The following is a 19,011-nucleotide window of genomic DNA, read 5'->3' on the forward strand; positions in this document are numbered from 1 at the left end:
GACTGTGTTCCAATTGAGTATCGATATTTTTTTACTTTCTCAAAGAAAGCTTTTCAAGGAGTTCTTTGTAAAGCTCTGGGTCCTTTTTCATGAGGTACTTGAGCATTTTTCTTCTGCGCCCGACCATCTTCATGAGTCCACGTCTTGAGTGGTAATCTTTAGGATGATTCTTGAGGTGTTCCGTTAAGTGTCTGATGCGGGTTGTCAGCAATGCAATCTGAACTGCTGTGCTGCCAGTGTCTGCATCGTGGATCTGAAATTCCTTGATGATGTCCTCTTTGTTCATCTTTCTGCACCTCCATCTAATGTCCTCTTGCCAAGTATGGGAAAGATCCCTATACCGAGCAAGGGCATAGATATGATATAATGAAAGCTGATGCATGTCAAGTATTACGATTTAATTTTAAAATTGTTCCCACAAAGCAGTAAATTCGCATAAATAATGTTAAAACCCACTTATAGGTTAATTTTTGACGTTAAATACTCATTTTTAGAAGCGTTCTTTTGGAAACACTATAAAAAAGGCTTTACAAAATTCTTGTTTTTGGTGCTATAATATAAATCGGATAGCTTTATTAATTAGTTTGTTCATATTGCTCAGTACGCTCACCGCGGAATTCGGCTAAACATACGGTTGTTTCTCGGAATTATTACACTTTACTAAAGGAGGGAGTACTTATGAGAAAACTGGGGATTCTCATTGCGGTTGTCTTTTTCGGGATATTTGTATTCGCCGAAGGTGTAGACATTGAAGCACTTTCAAACAGATTAGACCTTTTGGAAGAATACACAAATATGATCTATGACACTCTCAACACAAAGCTTTCTGCCGAAGATCTTGATTTAGCCCTTGCGGAAATTAACGACAAACTTTTGGAACTTGACGCACTTACGAATAGGATAGATTTGCTCGAAGAGTACACAAACATGATTTATGACACACTTGGTACAAAAGTATCCGCCGAAGAACTTGAAATGATGCTTGCAGAGTTTGATTCAAGACTTTCTGAGCTTGAAACTCAATTGTTGAACGTATCAAGCACGGTTGAAACCGGATTACCAGCACTCAGGGATATGCTTTATGAACTTTCAGCAAATCTTGCAGCTATGGAAGACAGGATTACATCATATGTTGAGGTCTCCCTTGCAAGTATAAAAGAAGAAATGTTCGAAGAATTACAACCAATGTTTGACGATATCAAAGTAACGCTCGATATTCACGACAGTGACATTCTCAAGATTTACGACACACTCGGCATGCTTTCTGAACAAATCGCAGCAATTGAAGAGAAACTTGCAGGTTTGGAAGAAGCAAATATCGAATCACTTGCACTCAGACTCGACATGCATGACCAAGACATAGTTAACATCTATGACAACCTTTCAGCGAAGGCGGATAGAGAACAAGTAGACGCTCTTGAAGAAAAAGTAGCAACTCTTGAAGAAGATCTCGCTGGTTTGAGCGATGTAGTCACGGGGCTTGCAGCTCAGATTGGCGACACGGATTACCTACTTAGAAAATCTATAGAAAATGTTCAAAAAGATTTGCAAGGTCAGATTGATACAACAAATAAAAACGTTGAAGGGCTCAAAGCTAGCATAGAAGAACTCAAAGCTAACAAAGCAGACACAAAAGCTGTTGAAGAAAAGGTTAACATGCTCAACATAATAGCGTGGCTTGGTCTCATAATTGGTGTAGCTGGTTTATTCCTTCCAATCCAATAATAAAAGAACGGGGCGAAAGCCCCGTTTTATTCTTATACTCTTCAATTGCACTCTCCTAAAACTGCATCCTCATAATCTCTCTATAAGCATCAACGATTCTGTTCCTAACTTCAACTGTAAGTCTGAGCGATATCGACGCCTTTTCAGCCTCGACAATCAGCTCGTGAATGTTGCTCACTTTTCCAGTAGCAAAATCATCAGATAATTTTTCAACGTTCTTTTGCTGATCGTTGACCGACTTCAAAGCATCTGAAAGAATTTTTCCAAATTCACTGTTCTCACTTGTTTTTTGATTTCCCACATTAGTAGTTATATTCGGCCTTAACGGATTCAACCCACCAATCTTATCTACCACTTACTTCACCTCCCTATCTGAAGGGCAGATGTTATCATTGCTTTCGTTGTGTTTATAGCTGTTGCGTTCGCTTCGTACGCTCTTTGTGCGTTAATCATGTCTACCATCTCGCGTATGATATTAACGTTCGGCAATCTCACGTACCCGTTTTCGTCTGCGTCTGGATGTGTTGGATCATAAACTATTCGAAATTGAGAAGGGTCTTCGTAAATTTCTTTGACGATAACACCACTATTTTCTTGTCGCCCCTGGATATTTCTCAAAAGTTCCTGAAAAACTGGAACTTTCCTCCTATAGGGCTCTCCGTTCTCAGTTCTTGTAGTCTCTGAGTTTGCAATGTTTGTCGAAATTAACTCTATTCTAAACCTTTGCGCAGATAATCCTGTTGATGAGATGTTCATTATATTGAATTCGCTCTGCATCGTATCACCTCATTGATATTTTACCACACTACTATCTTGTATTCCTAATGACAGTGTTGTACCTGTCGATATTTGCACTCATCAATCTTGATAATACTTGATATCTCAGTGCGTCTTTAACCATTTCTGTGACTTCCATGTCTATGTCCACGTTGTTGCCATCGTTTGTCAGAGATGTACTTTTTTGAGTTATCTGCTTAGCCGTTACTGTTTTTGGAAACGTTGGTCTGTGCTTTTCGTTTGTTGTTGTAAGTTTGAGTTTCATCTTCGATTCTTGGAGGTATTCTTCGAAAGCGATGTACTTTTTCTTGTACCCAGGCGTTTCAGCATTGGCTATGTTTTGGGCGTGTAACTCTTGCCTTTTCATCTGGACATCAAGTGCCGTTTTCAGCGTATCAAAATTCGAATTGAATATTCCCGCCATAAAGATACCTCCGTCAAATCGTAATACCACAGACTCTCCATACATTTATAGTATTCTACCATAACTTCTCAAATTCCTACAAGTTTTATTAAACGAAATCGTATATTGAATAGTCAAAATACGTATAAGGAGTTGTATTATAGAAGAGGGAACAAAAATAAATGGATAACTATATAACACTGGGAGGTGGTTCATGTGAAAAGGCTGTATCTGATTTTTTCGGTCGTGATCGTTGCACTTGTCATTTTCTCATGCGGTATAAAGATTCCAGAAAAGGCCCCTGAAAAGGTTAAATTGCAGTATACCAAACACTTAGAGTTTCCAATAACTACACTTGACTTCAAAATCAAAGACTTAGTAGACGATTTCGAGGGTCAGCTCGGTGCAGATATGACACTTGTAAAAACGGATCCTGTTGAGATTAAGTACGCAACTGAAGTTGTATTCAGCCCGGGCACTTTTTTGAAAGGCATCGAAAATGAGCTTCAGAATAAGCTCAGCGAATTTGGTGGAAGGTTTGATTTGAGTATCGATACAAACTACCTTGCCACGCAATTTCACGGCTCTATAGACCTTCCAGAATTGCAGCCAGTTGAACAAACTATAAGCAACCCAGAGATTGAAATTCCTGACCTTACAATCATTAGTGGTCAAGATCTGCCTGTGAGTTCTGGTCAGAACAATTTCAGCATTCCAACAAGTTTCTTGTCCACGTTGATTTTCGATGAAGCTAATTTAAAGAGTGTCGATGTGTATTTACAAATATCAAATGTCACTGCATCTAATCCTGTACTTATCGTCGATGGTGTTTCGTATTCAATAACCCTTGGAACGAAGACTTTATCAAATATCCTGCTGAAAAAATCTTCAAGCGTCATTCTAAGATTCAACTCAGCAAGCGCAGGAATAGCAAAAATAACCCTGGAATTTAGAAATCAAAAACTCAACTATTTCAAGAACCTTGATGCTTCGCAACTTGATGAAGAAAAGATATCTTTAGATATAAGTCAATCAATCTCTGTTGTTTCGGGAACATGGAAATTGGCACTTGATGGAAACGTAGGTATCCAAATTATAGTAGCAGGTTTCTCTGGAAATATAACTCAGACCTACACGGCAAAGTCTGGTTCATCAACGATAGGCTCCGGATCATCCTATTCCCTTAACGCATCAATTGCTCTTGATGAAACAAAGAAATTCACAGTGGGTGATGGTATACAGATTTCCGGAACGATTGAATTAACAGGAACAGTAAGTGCTGACTTCAGAATCGCTCCTAAAGTCAAATTCACTCCAAATGTTCAGGTTAAGAAAATAGAAGATTACCCAGTATCGTTAACAGTACCTCTACCAGAGAATGTAACTGCCCTGTCGTTTACCTCAGGCAGCGGATACATGCTTCTGAGTTTCGAAGGAATTAATATAACAGGTGTTTCTGGAACATTCGGCTCTAACGCTCTTGAAATGCTCTCCGGTCACATAAAAGTACCATTCGGTGGAATCTCTCTACCTGCTGTCCTTAATGCAAACATAAGCGGCGATGTAGGTTCTGGTGGGATTTTCTATTCATTATCTCTGCCGAATGACCAAAACATAATAATTGCCTCTGCTACAATATCTGGTGTAAGTGCTGATCCTGTGGTTATAAACCAACCTGTTCCGGCAGCTGTAAGTCAACTCGCAGACAGCGCAACAGCAACGATTATTGTTAAGTTGAATTATGATGTATCGAACATAACCGGCTTGAATTTAAATATTACATATTACTTCTAATTTCTTTGATGTTGGTAACGGCACGCATCCTTTATCTGGACCAGGAATAATAGAGCTTAAATCAGAAAACAAGAACTTTGATTTTTCGACTTTTACAAATTTCTCACTTACTTTGACACCTAACATTCCAAGTGCGATTACTGTGAACAACGTAAATATCCGTGACGGCGTAAGGCTCTCGATCGAACCTGTTCTTGAAAAATTTGAAATATCATCTGTTGATATAAAACCGCAGACTTATTCTGAGGATTTCGGAACAGTTGTTGACTTTGGCGATGTTTTCAGTGGAGATTTCGGGTTCTTGAAAGAACTTGATTTTGCATTAAATGCTTTACTTGGATTTGAGATCACTGAGTCAACGATTCCAGCAACGATGACTCTCTATATCTCAGGCGATCCTGTAAACCTAACAAAGGGAGAAACGGCAAATATTGGTGATATGATAAAACAACTTATAAAAGATGGAAGTGCTCTAGAGCTAAGCATAACTTTGCAAACTGGTTCAGGAGAACTTACGAAGGACAGTGAAATCAGAGCGTGGCTTGATTTAACTATCCCATTGCAAGCGAATACACCGAATACAGATGTAGTTATCAATGAAGGAACAATCGATTTGAGCACTCTCAATCAAGTGAAGGATATCGTTGAACTTGCTCAACTTAAATTCGGAACTTATTCGAACACGACAGGACTAAAAGCAAAACTGAAACTCGGAGATGATGTAACGATTACTTTGACAGATACTCAACCAACAATAGAATTAAATAAGGCACAAATAGAAACCTTGGCAGATACTGCCGTGCCATACAAGATAATGCTTCCTGCGAATTCTACAATCGCGTTAAATTACAACGGTCAACTCAACGTTGCGCCTTACTTATCTGTAGATTTGAAAGTCGCAACTGAAGTAAGCCTTAAATAAGGTAGGTGATTGCGATGAGAAAGAATATAAAGAATATCCTATTCTTAATCGTTCTAATTTCATGTGTTTCTATATTCTCAATGACAGTACAACCATTCGGGCTATTCGGTAATGCCGCACTGGTTAGGGAAGATTTTACAGCCTTGTTGAAACTCGTTCCATTTGTAGAGATTGAATTTGGGCAGAACATACTTACTTTAAGCAACATAAATGCCTTACTCAACGAGGAAGATTTTATAATCAATGAACAAACCCTTTCCGCGGCGCTCCAAGATGGTTTTAAGTTCGGCTTACCAGTCAGCCTTGGCGCTTACGTACACTTGAACCTTGGAGGGTTTAGAATCATACCTTACACAAGAATTGACGGAAATATATTCTTGAACATCCCCAAAACAATCCCACAATTACTTGTTGGTGATACAAACATTAATGAAACATATTCCGACAGCTTGAAAGGATTCCTTGTTGGAGATGTAATGACTAATGGCGGAGTTGCTATTGTTCTTGGAAGCATTTACGTTGCGGGAAATGTGTTCGCACCTGTATTCTACACTGATTACGACTTGACAAGGTTGGATGTCAGCTATACATCAACTGCAACGCCCGCTTACGCAGAATTCAATGCAGATGCACATATACGTGCTTACAGCAGGATACCACTCAACGATTTGATCAATCAAAACATCAACAACGTCATAGAACAATTGAGCAATGTTGATGATTACGGAATGTCCTTGGAATTCGGTTTTGGAACTCAAAACTTTGGCATAGCTGTTAGAAACATTGTTATAAGGCCTGCAAAAGCATACTACTCTGTAGACTTTAATGCAAACGCCAATTTTACGTACACAGCTGAAGGTACCGATGTGACTGCGGAGGCGACATACTCTACAACTGAGCCGATTGTTTCGCGGCTATTTGCACCGATCGAAATCAAACCTGAAATTCAAATAACGGGATACTTAAAAAATGATGGATTCATCATGTGGGGTATTATGGGCAGTTATTGGTTAGACGGAAAGTGGGCGGCAAAAGGGTATGCAGGTTTGAATTTAGCAATCGCAAGACTCTATTACATGCTCGGATTTAACCAAGTTTCGTATTCTCACACTATTGGTGTTAACGCGAATTTATTCTTCTTGAATGCTGACTTGAAATTGACTGCAACTTCAAATTCTCTGACACCTTCTGAAAATACGACTCCAGGTATTGGCTTCTCGCTAATGATATCAGCTGGGTTGTAGTCTTATGTAATAGTCAAAATGTCAACAAAGCGAGTACCTGCCAGTTAAGGCAGGTACTCTTTTTATTTGGTGGTATAATATACTTGAAAACTTATAAGTACTATGAAAGGATGTGATGGTTACGCCTATCAAAAAGCTCCCTGATGAAGTTGTATCAAAGATAGCAGCAGGAGAAGTTGTCGTCAATCCTGCATCTGTTGTTAAAGAATTGGTGGAAAACTCCATCGATGCTGGTGCAACACAGCTTGAAATCGTTATTAAGAATGGTGGAAAAACGTACATAAAGGTTTCTGACAATGGCAATGGAATGTCAAAAGACGATTTACTCCTCGCTGTTGAGCGATACACCACAAGCAAGATCTCAGATTTGGAAGATATCTACAACATCACAAGCTACGGTTTCAGAGGAGAGGCGTTAGCTTCAATAGGTGAGGTTTCGAGACTCGTAATTACAACTTCCGATGGGGAGAGTTCTCATAAGTTAGAGATGATAGGCGGGAAGGTTGTTAAGGTTTCAGAGACATTCAGAGAGAGAGGGACAACAGTTGAGGTATTCGACCTATTTTACAATATACCTGCAAGGCGAAAGTTTCTATCCTCTGAGCGTGTTGAGAAGAGAATGGTCACCGAGGTCGTTGAAAGGTTTTTGATAACAAAACCGTCCGTAGCTTTTCTTTTCAAAGATGAGGAAAGTGTCATCTACAACGCACCTTCATCTTCACTGGAAAGCAGATTCTCGCTAATTTTTCCGGAAGTTAAGGATTTCCAGACTATAGAAAATTTTGTACAAAACGACATCGAAATAAATGGTATCATCTCTTCCCCTCAGTTCTTTAGAAAGAACCGAACTGGGCAAGTATTTTTCGTCAACGGACGGTTTGTTCTGGATAACATGCTGCACCTTTCACTTGAGAGAGGCTATGGAGAGGCTTTGATAGAGGGAACTCATCCTTATGCGGTTATATTCATAAACCTTCCGCCAAAAGAAATCGATGTCAACATACATCCGCAAAAATTGCAGATTAAATTCTCAGATCCAAGAATCGTTTACGACACTTTGGCTCGATGTGTAAGAGAAAGGCTGAGAAGTGTCCAAGGATACCAGATATTTATAAGAAACGAAGAAGGTACAGAATGTACAGAGAAAACCTCTGACTTCTCTCAGGGAAATACTAATAATCTGATTTTCGAAAAGCAAACCGAAACATATCCAAAGTACTTTGAGAAAACCTTCGATATTCACGAACCAAATTCAAGAACTGTAAGCCAGAAAGACTTTGAAAGAAATTCAAGCTACAAAGGAAGCGAATTAAATAATCGAAAAGTCCTTGGAGCTGAGAATTACAAGAGTTCAACTCTTGAAAACATATTCCAGCCCGTTGTCAGCTCAAGCTTTGAAAATGTGAGTAGTTTTACTATTGTGCGGAACAGGTATATAATCTTCGAAGATAGAGACGGCATAGTGATCATGGACTTTCACGCTGCACATGAAAGGATAATATACGAAGAACTGAAATCGAAAGACTTTGAACGTGTCCCACTTCTAATACCGGTTGAATTGAAGTTCGGTAAAAGCATGGTCTACACCTTAGATAGCCTTTCCAAAGATCTAAACGACAATGGATTTGAATTTGAAAAAGTAAGTAATGAAGACGGTGCAAAGATGATTGTCAAATCCGTTCCATCGGTAATAAAGCTTTCTCAAATTCAGGACGTGATTATGGAAGTCTTGGAAGAATACAGAGTACCATTTAACAAACCAAAGAGCCTCGCTCACGTGCTCGCTTCTAAAGCCTGTAAGAGTGCAGTGAAGACTGGCGACAATTTGAGTGAAGAAGAAGTCAAGGTCTTGGTAAAAACAGTGCTCGAGAAAAATCTCCTCACCTGCCCGCACGGAAGACCAATAATGATGAAAATCTCGTTCAATCAACTCGATTCTTATTTTGGTAGAAGATAGGTGATTTTTGTTTTTTTGACTTTTAATTTTAAACATGGTATAATTTATATATAGTTCGTATCACGAACTATTATAAATGTTTTTTATTGAAAAGGGGTGAGACTGTGTTGGAACTGTTTGATAAGCTCTTTGTTGAAGAGATTTTGGCAACGGTTATCAGATACGGCGGAGATTTCGCTGAAGTATTCGTAGAAGATAGGTATTCAACAAACATCGATTTGAAAAACGGAAAAGTCGAAAGTGCACAGACCGGTCGTATGTTCGGAGTTGGAATCAGGGGATTTCTTGGTGATAAGGCAATATACGCTTACACAAACGACATATCAAGAGAGAATATTCTGAACGTGGCAAAACGCGTCGGTGAAGCTCTCGGAGAGGTAAAGGTTAAGGATTTTTCTATTGATTTGAGAAAACAGGAACTAAGTAACAAGCATGTCGTTATTTTACAGCCAGAAGAAGTAAAGAAAGAAGCAAAGGTAGGGTATATGAAAAAAGCTTACGAAGCGGCGAAGAAGTATTCACCGATAATTGCACAAGTTGTCGTTCGCTACTGGGATTACAATCAGAACATCTTGGTTGCGAATACGGAAGGCGTTTACGTAACAGACAACAGAGTAAGAACAAGGCTAATGATAAACGCCGTCGCAATGAAAGACGGTCAGATGGAATCTGGTTTCTACGGACCGGGTGCTGGGATGGGACCGGAATTTTTGGAGAGAATAGATGTTGAGCAAGCAGGTGTGAGAGCCGCAAGGATAGCCGTTCGAATGGTCGATGCACAACCCGCACCGGCAGGCAAGATGACAGTTGTCATCTCAAACGAATTCGGTGGGGTTATATTCCACGAAGCAGTTGGACATGCTCTCGAGGCTTCGTCTGTTGCAAGAGGCATGTCGGTCTTTGCCGGAAAACTTGGCCAGCAGGTTGCAGCTGAATGTGTCAGCGCTGTTGACGACGCAACGATTCCTAATGCTTGGGGCAGTGCGAATATTGACGACGAGGGAACGCCGACTCAGAGAACTACACTCATTGAAAACGGCGTACTGAAAAGCTACATGATTGACAAGCTCGGTTCAAGAAGAATGGGTATGCCGTCAACGGGGAGCGGGAGAAGGCAAGATTACACATTTGCACCAACATCGAGAATGAGCAACACATTCATCCTTCCAGGAGATCACCATCCAGAAGAGATCATAGCATCCGTTGAATATGGTCTGTACGCAAAGACGATGGGTGGTGGCTCCGTGAACCCAGCAACGGGCGAATTCAACTTCGCAGTTAACGAAGGATACTTGATAGAGAATGGAAAGATTTCGAAACCAGTTAAAGGCGCAACGCTTATAGGGAAAGGATACGAGATAATTCAAAAGATAGAGATGGTAGGAAACGACGTGGCAAGAGGTCAAGGAATGTGCGGTTCTTACAGCGGCTCCATACCAGCAGACGTTGGGCAACCGACCATAAAGGTTAGGGAAATAATCGTTGGGGGGCGAAACGCATGACGTTCAACGAATTCAAAGATAAGATATTCGCACTTGCAAAGAAGAATAGCGTAGACGTGCAGATTAATTATTCAAAAAATAGAAATTTCCAAGTGAGATATCAAAACGGTACGATGGATCAATACACCGACGCAGGAAAGTTCAAGATTACTGTTCAAGTCTTAAAAGACGGAAAGCTCGGAACTTCGTACACTGAAACATTCGATGCACCGGAAAAGGTTTTCGAAGACGCACTTGAGAACATTTCGATAGTCGACAGTGAAGATACTGAATACTTCTACGATGGCTCCGGAAAGTATCCAGACATAAAACCATACGATGGGGCATTCGAAAACCTTCCTGTCAAACAGAGGCTTTCATACGTTGAAAGAGCACATGAAGAAGTAAGAAAAAGCCCAGAAATACTAAACGACATGGCTGTTTACGGAGATCAGATGAGCGAAGTGAAACTCGTAAACACACTTGGACTCGATTTGTCACATACGTACGGCGGAGGTTTCATGTATGCTATGGCTGTAGCAAAAGATGCATCGCCACGTTCGGCAGTAGAGTTCGCACTGAGTAAAAGACCAGAAGAAATTGATCCAGTACATGTCGGAAGAAAAGCACGAGAAGAGGCACTTGCACTCGTTGGCTCAAAGTCAGTCAAGAGCGGTAAGTACCGCGTTATCCTGAGAAATGATGTATTTTCAGATATTTTGTCGTTACTAATCTCCATGGTCAGCGCAGAAAACGCGCAGAAGAATCTCTCACCACTCAAAGGAAAGCTTAACGAAGTGATAGCAAGTGAAAACTTCACTGTAAAGGATTTACCATACCATCCGCTGAGTATCAATTACACTCCGTTTGATTCCCAAGGAGTGCCGACAAGAGAAAAGGTTGTAATAGATAGAGGAACTTTCAAGACTTTTCTGCACAACTTGAAGACAGCGAAGAAGGATGGCGTTGAGCCAACTGGAAATGCCGTTGGTTCTTCTATCCAGCCTATAAACCTTTGTGTCGAACCCGGAAATCTTGATTTCAACGGCCTGCTGGAAAGACTCTCGGATGGTCTTGTGATAATCGAAGTGGAAGGCATGCACTCAGGTGCAAATCCAATCTCAGGTAATTTCTCGCTCGGTGCAAAGGCGTTCAGAGTTGAGAATGGAAAAATTACCCACGGTGTTGAGCAGATTACAATTTCTGGCAATTTCTTAGAAATGCTTAATAAGATAGAAGCAGTCGGTAATGATCTTAGAGCCTTTATGGGAATAGTAACGCCATCTGTTTTGATAAGCGAACTTGATATAGCCGGAAACGTGTGATTAGTCGATAAATGGATGTAATAAATCAGAAGAGGGCATGAGAACCGCCCTCTTCTATTATTTTATTAATTATTAATAAGAATAAGAACGGCGGTGTTTTAGACACCGCCGTTTCTTATCCGTCAATAGCGTATTACTTCACTTTGAATATCCAAATGTCGCTGCCGCCTAAGTTGGTGCCTACATCGATGTTCTTGGAGAATGTTGTACCAAGAACAATAACTGAACCATCTTCGTCTATGAACACATCATATGCATAATCAGATAGGCTTCCTCCATATGTCTTAGACCATCTCAGATTTCCTTCATTGTCTATGTCGATCAACCAAGCGTCCGCCGCTCCTTTTGTACCATCTAACTTCGACACTGTGTAACCAACTACTATGAATCCTCCATCTTCAAATTCTGCAGCAGAATATGCTATATCTTCGTCCTGACCGCCTAACGTCTTTATCCAGAGAATTTCACCTGCTGGGTTGACTTTTGCAATCAGAACGTCCCAGTATCCTTCGTTTTTCTGCACATCTCCATCAACTGATGTTGTGTAACCTACGAGCAAGAAGTTTCCATCTCTTGTTGGAAGCAACTTAGCGATCTCATCTTGATCAGTTCCTCCATATGCTTTGTTAACTGTAATCTCTTTGAAGTCCTTAGTCACTTTGAATATCCAAATATCTGAACTGCCGTGGTTGTATGGGATGTTACCTTCAAGTGAGTATGTCACATTTGCAATCAGGTAACCATCCTCAAGTTCAACAGCATCAACAGCTTTATCTCTGTCAAGACCTCCAAATGTCTTACTTGCAAGTATGTTACCTTGTCCATCAAGTTTCAGCAACCAGCTGTCCCAAGTACCGATGTTACCTCCAGTGTCACCGTTTACAGAGTTTGTTGTACCTACGACAAGCAAGCCATTATCAGATGTTGGTATAACTTTTGACGCAATATCGTTACCCGTACCGCCGTATAATTTTATCCACTTCGTTTTACCTTCTTTATCAAGCTTTGCAACCAAGTAGTCCCAACCACCCTTGTTGACATTGCCCGCCACTTCTTTCGAGAGTGTATAACCGAGCACTACATAGCCATCAGCTGTCTCTTTGATATCTGCTGCTTCATCCCAACCTTTGCCGCCGAGCAATTTAATCCACTCTACTTTTAAATCTTTTGTAAGCTTTGCAACCAATATGTCAGATTCTCCCATGAATCCTGGTACGCTATCAGATTGAGTGTTTCCAACAACTATATATCCGCCGTCGGAGGTTCTCAAAAGCTTTCTTCCAGTGTCTTGTGCCTTTCCGCCTATGCTGAGCTGTTTTTGCACAGTTGGGAGCTTAGTCCTGAATGTGAAGATATCGCTTTCTATTTGTCCAAACTCGTTACCAGCAACAATCTGCCACCTGTATTCTGTTCCGAAATGCAATTGTGGTAATGCGTATTCGTTGCTTTCAAATCTTCCAACAAGCTCAAGTGTGGTTGTACCAAAGTAGAGGTTGAAATCTTTTGCCCTTTCGCTTTCCCACTTGAGCGTTACGTCAACAGGAACTTCTTGCGCACCGTTTTCTGGATAGATAGCTTTTGGCTTTTCTGGGATCTGACCTGTTGTGAATTTCCAAACTGGTCCTTCGCTTTGACCAAATCGGTTCTTTGCAACGACTTTCCAGTAATACGTGGTTCCGAACAACAGATCAGTTATTTCAACTGCACTTTCTTTGAGGTCAGTTTGGAAGAGTTCCAGCATATCCTCTGTAAATCCAACGTATATGTCGTATGCCTCTGCTTTTGCACTTTCCCACTTCAGAACAAGTTTGTTAAATTGATCAACAGCACCATCTTCTGGGTCAGGATTGAATGGTACTGCTGGGACGTTACCTACCGTGAATTTGACGACCGGGCTTTCAGCTTCACCAAATCTGTTCTTTCCGACAACCTTCCAGTAGTAAGTTGTGCCAAGTTCTAAATCTTTCAACGCAAATACGTTCTCGGTGATATTTTCAGCTACCAATTCCAACGCTTCCGGTGATTTTCCTACATAAACATCATAAACATCTGCACATTCGAATTCCCAAGAAAGCTCCAGATCTTTCCAAACATCCTCTTCGCCATCCGATGGATATAGTATGTTCAAGAATTCCGGTGCTTTTCCTGTTTTAAACATTTCAACGTTGCTTTCACTTGCTCCGAAGTCATTCTTGGCAACAACTTTCCAGAAGTAAGTTGTATCCTGTGGCAATTCATACGGTAATGTGAATTCAGATTCTGTTGTAGTCGCTATAAGTTCAAGATTTTCATAGTCTTCACCAAAATACAGTTCATACTCGTTCGCATCTTCACTGGACCATCTGAACGTTGGTTGTATCCAAACTTTCTCACCAGTTGGTTCAATAAGCTCAGGTTTTGTTGGCACATCACCTGTTGAGAATATCCACACAGGACCTTCCGTTTCTCCATAAGCGTTCTTTGCAACCACTTTCCAATAATAAACAGTCCCGAGTTCGAGCTTTTCGGTATCATACATCGGTTCTTCAACGGTTGCAACAAGCTGTAATTCTTCAGGTGATTTTCCAAAGTACACATCAAACTCTGCTGCCTTTTCCGACTGCCACATGAGTCTTGGCTCGATCCATACTTTTTGAGCACCATCGTATGGGACTGGTTCATCTGGAATCGTTGGAGCATCACCTATTCTGAACTTGAAGACCTTGCTTTCAGTTTCACCGAATGCGTTCTTTGCAACTATCTTCCATTCGTAAGTCGTCGATGGTTTGAGTTTTTCGAGTTCATACTTGTTATCAAAGTAGTTTTTCTCAAGAATCTCTAAATTTCCTTCTTCGCCAAAATAGATATCGTAAAGCTTTGCTCTCTTGCTTTGCCAAGTCAAAGTGATGTTTGGAAGGACATCCACAGCTCCATCTTCTGGTTCAATCTCTCCAATCTCTCCCGGTATGAATTCAGTGTTTTGGAAATCGATAAGGGCATTTACGAGAACACCACCTGTGCCAATTAGTACGTTTAGAGGTATGTTAGCAAGCGATATCCTGTCCCTTACAACCTCAACGGCGTCTTTTCTACCGTATGCAACGATGCGTTCGTCCTTATTGTCAACCATACCAAGTACTTTGACTATAACGTTGTACTTGCCAGCTTTAAGTTTTGCGATAAGGCCTGTTGCTTGACCTGTTTCCCTATCATAGTTCAATTCATACGGTCCTTCAACCACATCCTGGTTGAAAATCTCAACCGTAGCCCGAGTTATCCATATGCCATTTTCAAGTAAGGCTTTATCGAGTTCTGAAAGTCCAAGAGAGTACTCCTCGTATTCACCAGGAGGTAGGATTGGCTCGACTATCGGAGCATACTTTTGCAGTATGTTCTGAAGCGCTTCGTTTAAATCAACGTTTGGATTTTCAAGAAGAGCTTTGAGTTCGTAGTACAACTTTGCAAGCGGTGTAGTTTGGGTGACCTGTGCGATTGAGAGAACTGAAACAAGAACAATAACTACCATGAACAGAAGTTTCCTCATATACTTCCCCCCTTTTGGATATTGAGTTTTTAGGAACTTATAAGCTGAAATGATTATACACCTTCTATATTATAACACCAAATATTTGAATCATTGCAACAATTTTTTATTTTTTCCTGAGTTAGACAATTTTCATAAAAACTCGGAGAAGAACTCAAGTATAAAATTTGAAGAAGATTTTTACAACGATAGCCGAGAACAGGTGTGATAAAATACAAAATTTCAATTTATGAATGTAAATATTTACGCAATAGAATATTGACGTATGCCCTTATGGGCAGATTATCTAAATAGGAGGGGTCGGTATGAAAAGGTTTTTCATAGCGGTTTTGGTGATTGTTGTCTTTGCTACAGCACTTTTTGCGGATGTGGTCTACAAAAGGGATGAAACTCTTTACGCTGGCGGTGGTATGTGGTCACCACCATCAAACTGGAACCCAATCACGCCATGGAATGCAGTAACAGGTACCGTTGGCTTGATCTATGAAACTCTTTTCGGTTATAACCCACTGACTGACGAGCTTATTCCGTGGCTTGCTGAGAGCGGAAAGTGGACATCGAAGAACACATACGAGCTCAAATTGAGAAAAGGAGTCACCTGGACCGATGGTACTCCATTTACCGCAAGAGATGTAAAGTTTACATTTGAGCTTGCAAAGAACATTCCAGAAGTGTCTTACAGCCCACTTTGGACTTGGATTGCAAAGATCGATACTCCAGACGACTACACCGTTGTATTTACATTCTCAACGCCAAGATACCACGAATGGGCATGGCAACTCTATCAGCTCCCGATAATCCCACAACACATTTGGTCAAAAAAGTCTAAGGACGATGTTTTATCAGGAGCGAATGAAAAACCAGTTGGAACAGGTCCGTATATAGCAGAAACCTGGGCAGACGACAGGATGGTGTACTTAAGAAATGAAAATTGGTGGGGGAATAAAGTGTACGGTCAACCAAAGCCGAAAAGAATTGTCTACTTGAGAGTTTTAAGCAACAATGTCGCCCTCGGAATGATAATGAAAGGCGAACTTGACATATCGAACTTCTTCCTACCAGGAGTTCCAACACTGAAGAAAACATATTCCGACATACACACGTGGTTTGAAAAAGAGCCATACATGCTTTCTGACAACACAGCATATCTGTTCATCAACACAACAAAGAAACCTCTCAACGATCCAAACCTCAGGCGAGCACTGGCATTTGCTATCGACCCATCGGTTATAGCAAAGACGGTTTTTGAAGGACAAGTTCTGCCAAGCAACTCCGTTGGTTTCCTTCCAATAAAGGGTTGGATGAAATACTACCCAGAGAACGCAGTGAAACAACTCGGGTTCAAGTACGATCCAAAGACAGCGAGAGATCTGCTTGACAAGGCTGGATATAAAGACGTGAACAAAGATGGATACAGAGAAGCACCGGATGGTAGCAAGTTCAAGATATCGATTATCGTTCCATTCGGCTGGACTGACTGGATGGAATCTATAAAGATCATAGCATCACAACTTAGAGCTGTTGGCATCAACGCAGAAGCACAGTTCCCGGATTACAGCAAGTACTGGGAAGATTTGACGGCTGGAAAGTTCGACATGGCTATCAACAACTTCAGTTCGCAGATGAGCGTTTCACCTTGGACAATGTTCAACTGGCTATTCAACTCGAATATCGATGAATACATGTACAACGGTAACTTCGGAAGGTACAAGAACCAAAAATTGTTTGACTTAATCACTCAACTTAATTCAACACCGATGGAAGATATCGCTGCAAACAAGAAAGTTGTCGAACAGATTGCTGAAATCTTCTTGAAAGAAATGCCTGCAATTCCACTCTGGTACAACGGTATGTGGTTCCAGGCAAGTACACAAGTTTGGAAAAACTGGCCAAGCGAAAAGTCACCGTACGCATATCCAGTCACATGGGGCGGAAGATGGCAGACTGGCGGAGTGCTGATGCTTATTGGAATAACGAATAAATAAGATCGTTGGGCTGAGGTGTGTTTGATGAAAAAATACCTTAGGACAAAAATCTTAGTCTACATACTTACTTTCATATTTGCTGTAACTATAGATTGGTTGATTCCCAGGCTCATGCCTGGGAATCCCATCCTTGTCTTAGTCTCAAGATTCTCAGGGCTTCCGGAGTCCGCAAGAGTCATGTACAGCTATTTAACAAAAGCATTTGGTCTTGACTTGCCAATGTGGAAGCAATACATAAACTTCTGGATAGCATTCTTTAAAGGAGACCTCGGCATAAGTATATACCTTTATCCGAAACCTGTCTTGGATGTTCTAAAGAGCGCTCTTCCATATTCATTGGGCGTGCTCTTGCCAGCGATTATTCTTAGCTGGATCGTTGGAAATTCTCTCGGCGCTATTGCGGCACGCAGAAAGAGATTAGACTCGATTATGCTACCAATTATGTACTTCATCACTGGGGCACCATACTTGTGGTTGGGTATATTGCTTGCCTATTATCTCGGTGTTGTCTTAAGGTGGTTCCCAATTGCTGGTGCTTACAGCTATGCTTTGAGACCTCATTGGTCGTGGCTATTTGTAAGCGATTTTCTGAAGCATTGGATATTACCATTCTTGTCTCTTTTCATCATCCAACTTGGCGGATGGGCAATTGGAATGAGGAATATGGTTATATACGAGCTTGAGCACAACTACGTAAGATATCTTGAAACATTGGGTGTGAAGAGAAAACTAATACGAAAATATGCGTTCAGAAACGCCATATTGCCACAAGTCACCGGATTGGCATTGCAACTGGGTACAATTATAGCTGGCCAGGTGACAACCGAAGTTGTCTTTTCTTATCCAGGAATTGGATACATCCTTACTCAAGCAATCTTGAACCAAGATTACTTCCTGATTCAAGGTTGTTTCTTGTTCATCATTATAGGTGTTCTTGTTGCGAACTTCACGGTTGATTTCGTTTACATCGCACTCGACCCAAGAATTAGGTATTCGTACGGTGGTGAGGTATAATGGGAGAAATAATGTTCTTTGCGTTCAGAAATAGAAAACTTCGAGCAGGACTTTCCATCGTTCTTTTCTTTTTAGTATTAGCACTCATCGGTCCATACATATCAAAATACAAAGATCCCTTAGAATATGTAGGGGCTGGTTATCAGCCACCAAGCAAAGATTACTGGCTCGGAACAACGACTTTTGGTCAGGATGTGTTCACTCAGCTTGTGTTTGGACTCCGTTCGTCTTTCTTTGTTGGATTGTTAGGCGGAGGGCTTGCCACACTGATAGGGCTTATTATCGGTTTCTTCGCCGGATACGAGGGTGGATGGATAGACGAGTTGTTGATGATGCTCACGAACATTTTGTTGGTCGTACCAACGTTGGCTTTGCTCATAATCATAGCGGCTTACTTGCCTTACAGAGGCGTTTTTATACAGAGCATCATAATCGGCTTCACAGCATGGCCTTGGACAGCCAGAGCGGTAAGGGCACAGACGCTTTCTCTAAAAGCGAGAGAATTCGTCAACTTAGCTCGAATAAGTGGCCGGAGCCATTTGAAGATAATCATGTACGAGATCATGCCAAACATGTTGTCTTACGTTTTCATGGTCTTTATCCTTCAATTTGGTGGTGCTATTCTGGCAGCTGTTGGTCTTGATTTCATTGGTCTTGGACCAACAAAAGGAATATCCGTCGGCTTGATGCTCCAGAATGCTGTGCTTTGGAACGCGATTCAGCTCGGAATGTGGTGGTGGGCAATACCACCGGGATTAGTCATAACACTCATCGTTGGTGCACTGTACTTCATGAACGTAGGGCTCGACGAGGTCTTCAATCCAAAACTTAGAGAGATGTAGCTTATGGATAATTGGAAAA

General features: G+C 41.0%; 15 protein-coding genes. 10 read left to right on the forward strand and 5 right to left on the reverse strand.

Annotation, left to right across the window (positions count from 1 at the left end; all coding sequences use genetic code 11):
* Positions 1–31: 31 nt before the first annotated feature.
* Entirely contained in the window at positions 32–286 is a 255-nt protein-coding gene (rpsO, locus tag IB67_RS00830; RefSeq protein ID WP_072757729.1) for a 30S ribosomal protein S15, read from the reverse strand.
* Positions 287–678: 392 nt separating this feature from the next.
* On the opposite strand from rpsO, the gene IB67_RS00835 reads away from it, so the two are divergent.
* The gene (locus tag IB67_RS00835) at positions 679–1,725 is read left to right on the forward strand and encodes a coiled-coil domain-containing protein (RefSeq protein WP_424695141.1); all 1,047 of its coding nucleotides are present in this window, start codon (positions 679–681) and stop codon (positions 1,723–1,725) included.
* 55 nt (positions 1,726–1,780) lie between these two features.
* Here IB67_RS00835 and fliE read toward each other — a convergent pair whose 3' ends face one another.
* From fliE to flgB, 3 genes are read right to left on the reverse strand one after another with little or no spacing between them, the layout of a single operon-like run.
* Positions 1,781–2,080: a flagellar hook-basal body complex protein FliE gene (gene fliE / locus IB67_RS00840; RefSeq protein WP_072757733.1), complete on the reverse strand. Its 300-nt coding sequence runs from the start codon at positions 2,078–2,080 to the stop codon at positions 1,781–1,783.
* Positions 2,081–2,085: 5 nt separating this feature from the next.
* Positions 2,086–2,502: a flagellar basal body rod protein FlgC gene (gene flgC, locus IB67_RS00845; protein ID WP_072757735.1), complete on the reverse strand. Its 417-nt coding sequence runs from the start codon at positions 2,500–2,502 to the stop codon at positions 2,086–2,088.
* Between the two features lie 31 nt (positions 2,503–2,533).
* The gene (gene flgB / locus IB67_RS00850) at positions 2,534–2,917 is read right to left on the reverse strand and encodes a flagellar basal body rod protein FlgB (RefSeq protein ID WP_072757905.1); all 384 of its coding nucleotides are present in this window, start codon (positions 2,915–2,917) and stop codon (positions 2,534–2,536) included.
* Positions 2,918–3,121: 204 nt separating this feature from the next.
* On the opposite strand from flgB, the gene IB67_RS00855 reads away from it, so the two are divergent.
* The 6 genes from IB67_RS00855 (at position 3,122) to IB67_RS00880 (ending at position 11,628) form a co-directional block, all read left to right on the forward strand.
* Entirely contained in the window at positions 3,122–4,699 is a 1,578-nt protein-coding gene (locus IB67_RS00855; protein ID WP_498875340.1) for a hypothetical protein, read from the forward strand.
* A 142-nt stretch (positions 4,700–4,841) separates the two neighbouring features.
* A complete protein-coding gene (locus IB67_RS00860; RefSeq protein WP_498875341.1) occupies positions 4,842–5,621 on the forward strand; it encodes a hypothetical protein in 780 nt (259 codons plus the stop codon).
* Positions 5,622–5,635: 14 nt separating this feature from the next.
* Entirely contained in the window at positions 5,636–6,865 is a 1,230-nt protein-coding gene (locus IB67_RS00865) for a hypothetical protein (RefSeq protein ID WP_072757739.1), read from the forward strand.
* Between the two features lie 115 nt (positions 6,866–6,980).
* Positions 6,981–8,822 (forward strand): DNA mismatch repair endonuclease MutL, encoded by a 1,842-nt coding sequence (gene mutL / locus IB67_RS00870; protein ID WP_339745892.1) that lies wholly within the window; start codon positions 6,981–6,983, stop codon positions 8,820–8,822.
* A gap of 104 nt (positions 8,823–8,926) precedes the next feature.
* Positions 8,927–10,324 (forward strand): TldD/PmbA family protein, encoded by a 1,398-nt coding sequence (locus IB67_RS00875; protein ID WP_143145238.1) that lies wholly within the window; start codon positions 8,927–8,929, stop codon positions 10,322–10,324.
* On the forward strand, positions 10,321–11,628 hold the full coding sequence (locus IB67_RS00880; RefSeq protein WP_072757743.1) for a TldD/PmbA family protein: 1,308 nt from the start codon (positions 10,321–10,323) through the stop codon (positions 11,626–11,628). Before IB67_RS00875 ends, IB67_RS00880 begins: the two co-directional genes overlap by 4 nt.
* A gap of 133 nt (positions 11,629–11,761) precedes the next feature.
* Here the strand turns inward: IB67_RS00880 and IB67_RS00885 are convergent, their stop codons facing one another.
* Positions 11,762–15,151, reverse strand: a complete 3,390-nt coding sequence (locus tag IB67_RS00885) for a fibronectin type III domain-containing protein (protein WP_072757745.1) — start codon at positions 15,149–15,151, stop codon at positions 11,762–11,764.
* 305 nt (positions 15,152–15,456) lie between these two features.
* Here IB67_RS00885 and IB67_RS00890 point away from each other — a divergent pair, with 305 nt between their 5' ends.
* From IB67_RS00890 to IB67_RS00900, 3 genes are read left to right on the forward strand one after another with little or no spacing between them, the layout of a single operon-like run.
* On the forward strand, positions 15,457–17,136 hold the full coding sequence (locus IB67_RS00890; RefSeq protein WP_072757747.1) for an ABC transporter substrate-binding protein: 1,680 nt from the start codon (positions 15,457–15,459) through the stop codon (positions 17,134–17,136).
* 24 nt (positions 17,137–17,160) lie between these two features.
* On the forward strand, positions 17,161–18,150 hold the full coding sequence (locus IB67_RS00895) for an ABC transporter permease (protein ID WP_072757749.1): 990 nt from the start codon (positions 17,161–17,163) through the stop codon (positions 18,148–18,150).
* Positions 18,150–18,992, forward strand: coding sequence for an ABC transporter permease (locus tag IB67_RS00900; RefSeq protein WP_072757750.1), 843 nt, complete (start codon positions 18,150–18,152; stop codon positions 18,990–18,992). Before IB67_RS00895 ends, IB67_RS00900 begins: the two co-directional genes overlap by 1 nt.
* Positions 18,993–19,011 lie beyond the last annotated feature (19 nt).

Origin of the sequence: Fervidobacterium riparium, from assembly GCF_025370035.1 — a bacterium.
Classification (GTDB): Bacteria; Thermotogota; Thermotogae; order Thermotogales; family Fervidobacteriaceae; genus Fervidobacterium; species Fervidobacterium gondwanense.

What these genes read in the sequence shown, in the direction of transcription:
- rpsO (WP_072757729.1), bottom strand. Translation starts at nt 286, where the DNA reads ATGAACAAAGAGGACATCATCAAGGAATTTCAGATCCACGATGCAGAC.
- IB67_RS00835 (WP_424695141.1), top strand. Translation starts at nt 679, where the DNA reads ATGAGAAAACTGGGGATTCTCATTGCGGTTGTCTTTTTCGGGATATTT.
- flgC (WP_072757735.1), bottom strand. Translation starts at nt 2,502, where the DNA reads ATGCAGAGCGAATTCAATATAATGAACATCTCATCAACAGGATTATCT.
- IB67_RS00865 (WP_072757739.1), top strand. Translation starts at nt 5,636, where the DNA reads ATGAGAAAGAATATAAAGAATATCCTATTCTTAATCGTTCTAATTTCA.
- mutL (WP_339745892.1), top strand. Translation starts at nt 6,981, where the DNA reads ATGGTTACGCCTATCAAAAAGCTCCCTGATGAAGTTGTATCAAAGATA.
- IB67_RS00880 (WP_072757743.1), top strand. Translation starts at nt 10,321, where the DNA reads ATGACGTTCAACGAATTCAAAGATAAGATATTCGCACTTGCAAAGAAG.
- IB67_RS00885 (WP_072757745.1), bottom strand. Translation starts at nt 15,151, where the DNA reads ATGAGGAAACTTCTGTTCATGGTAGTTATTGTTCTTGTTTCAGTTCTC.
- IB67_RS00890 (WP_072757747.1), top strand. Translation starts at nt 15,457, where the DNA reads ATGAAAAGGTTTTTCATAGCGGTTTTGGTGATTGTTGTCTTTGCTACA.
- IB67_RS00895 (WP_072757749.1), top strand. Translation starts at nt 17,161, where the DNA reads ATGAAAAAATACCTTAGGACAAAAATCTTAGTCTACATACTTACTTTC.
- IB67_RS00900 (WP_072757750.1), top strand. Translation starts at nt 18,150, where the DNA reads ATGGGAGAAATAATGTTCTTTGCGTTCAGAAATAGAAAACTTCGAGCA.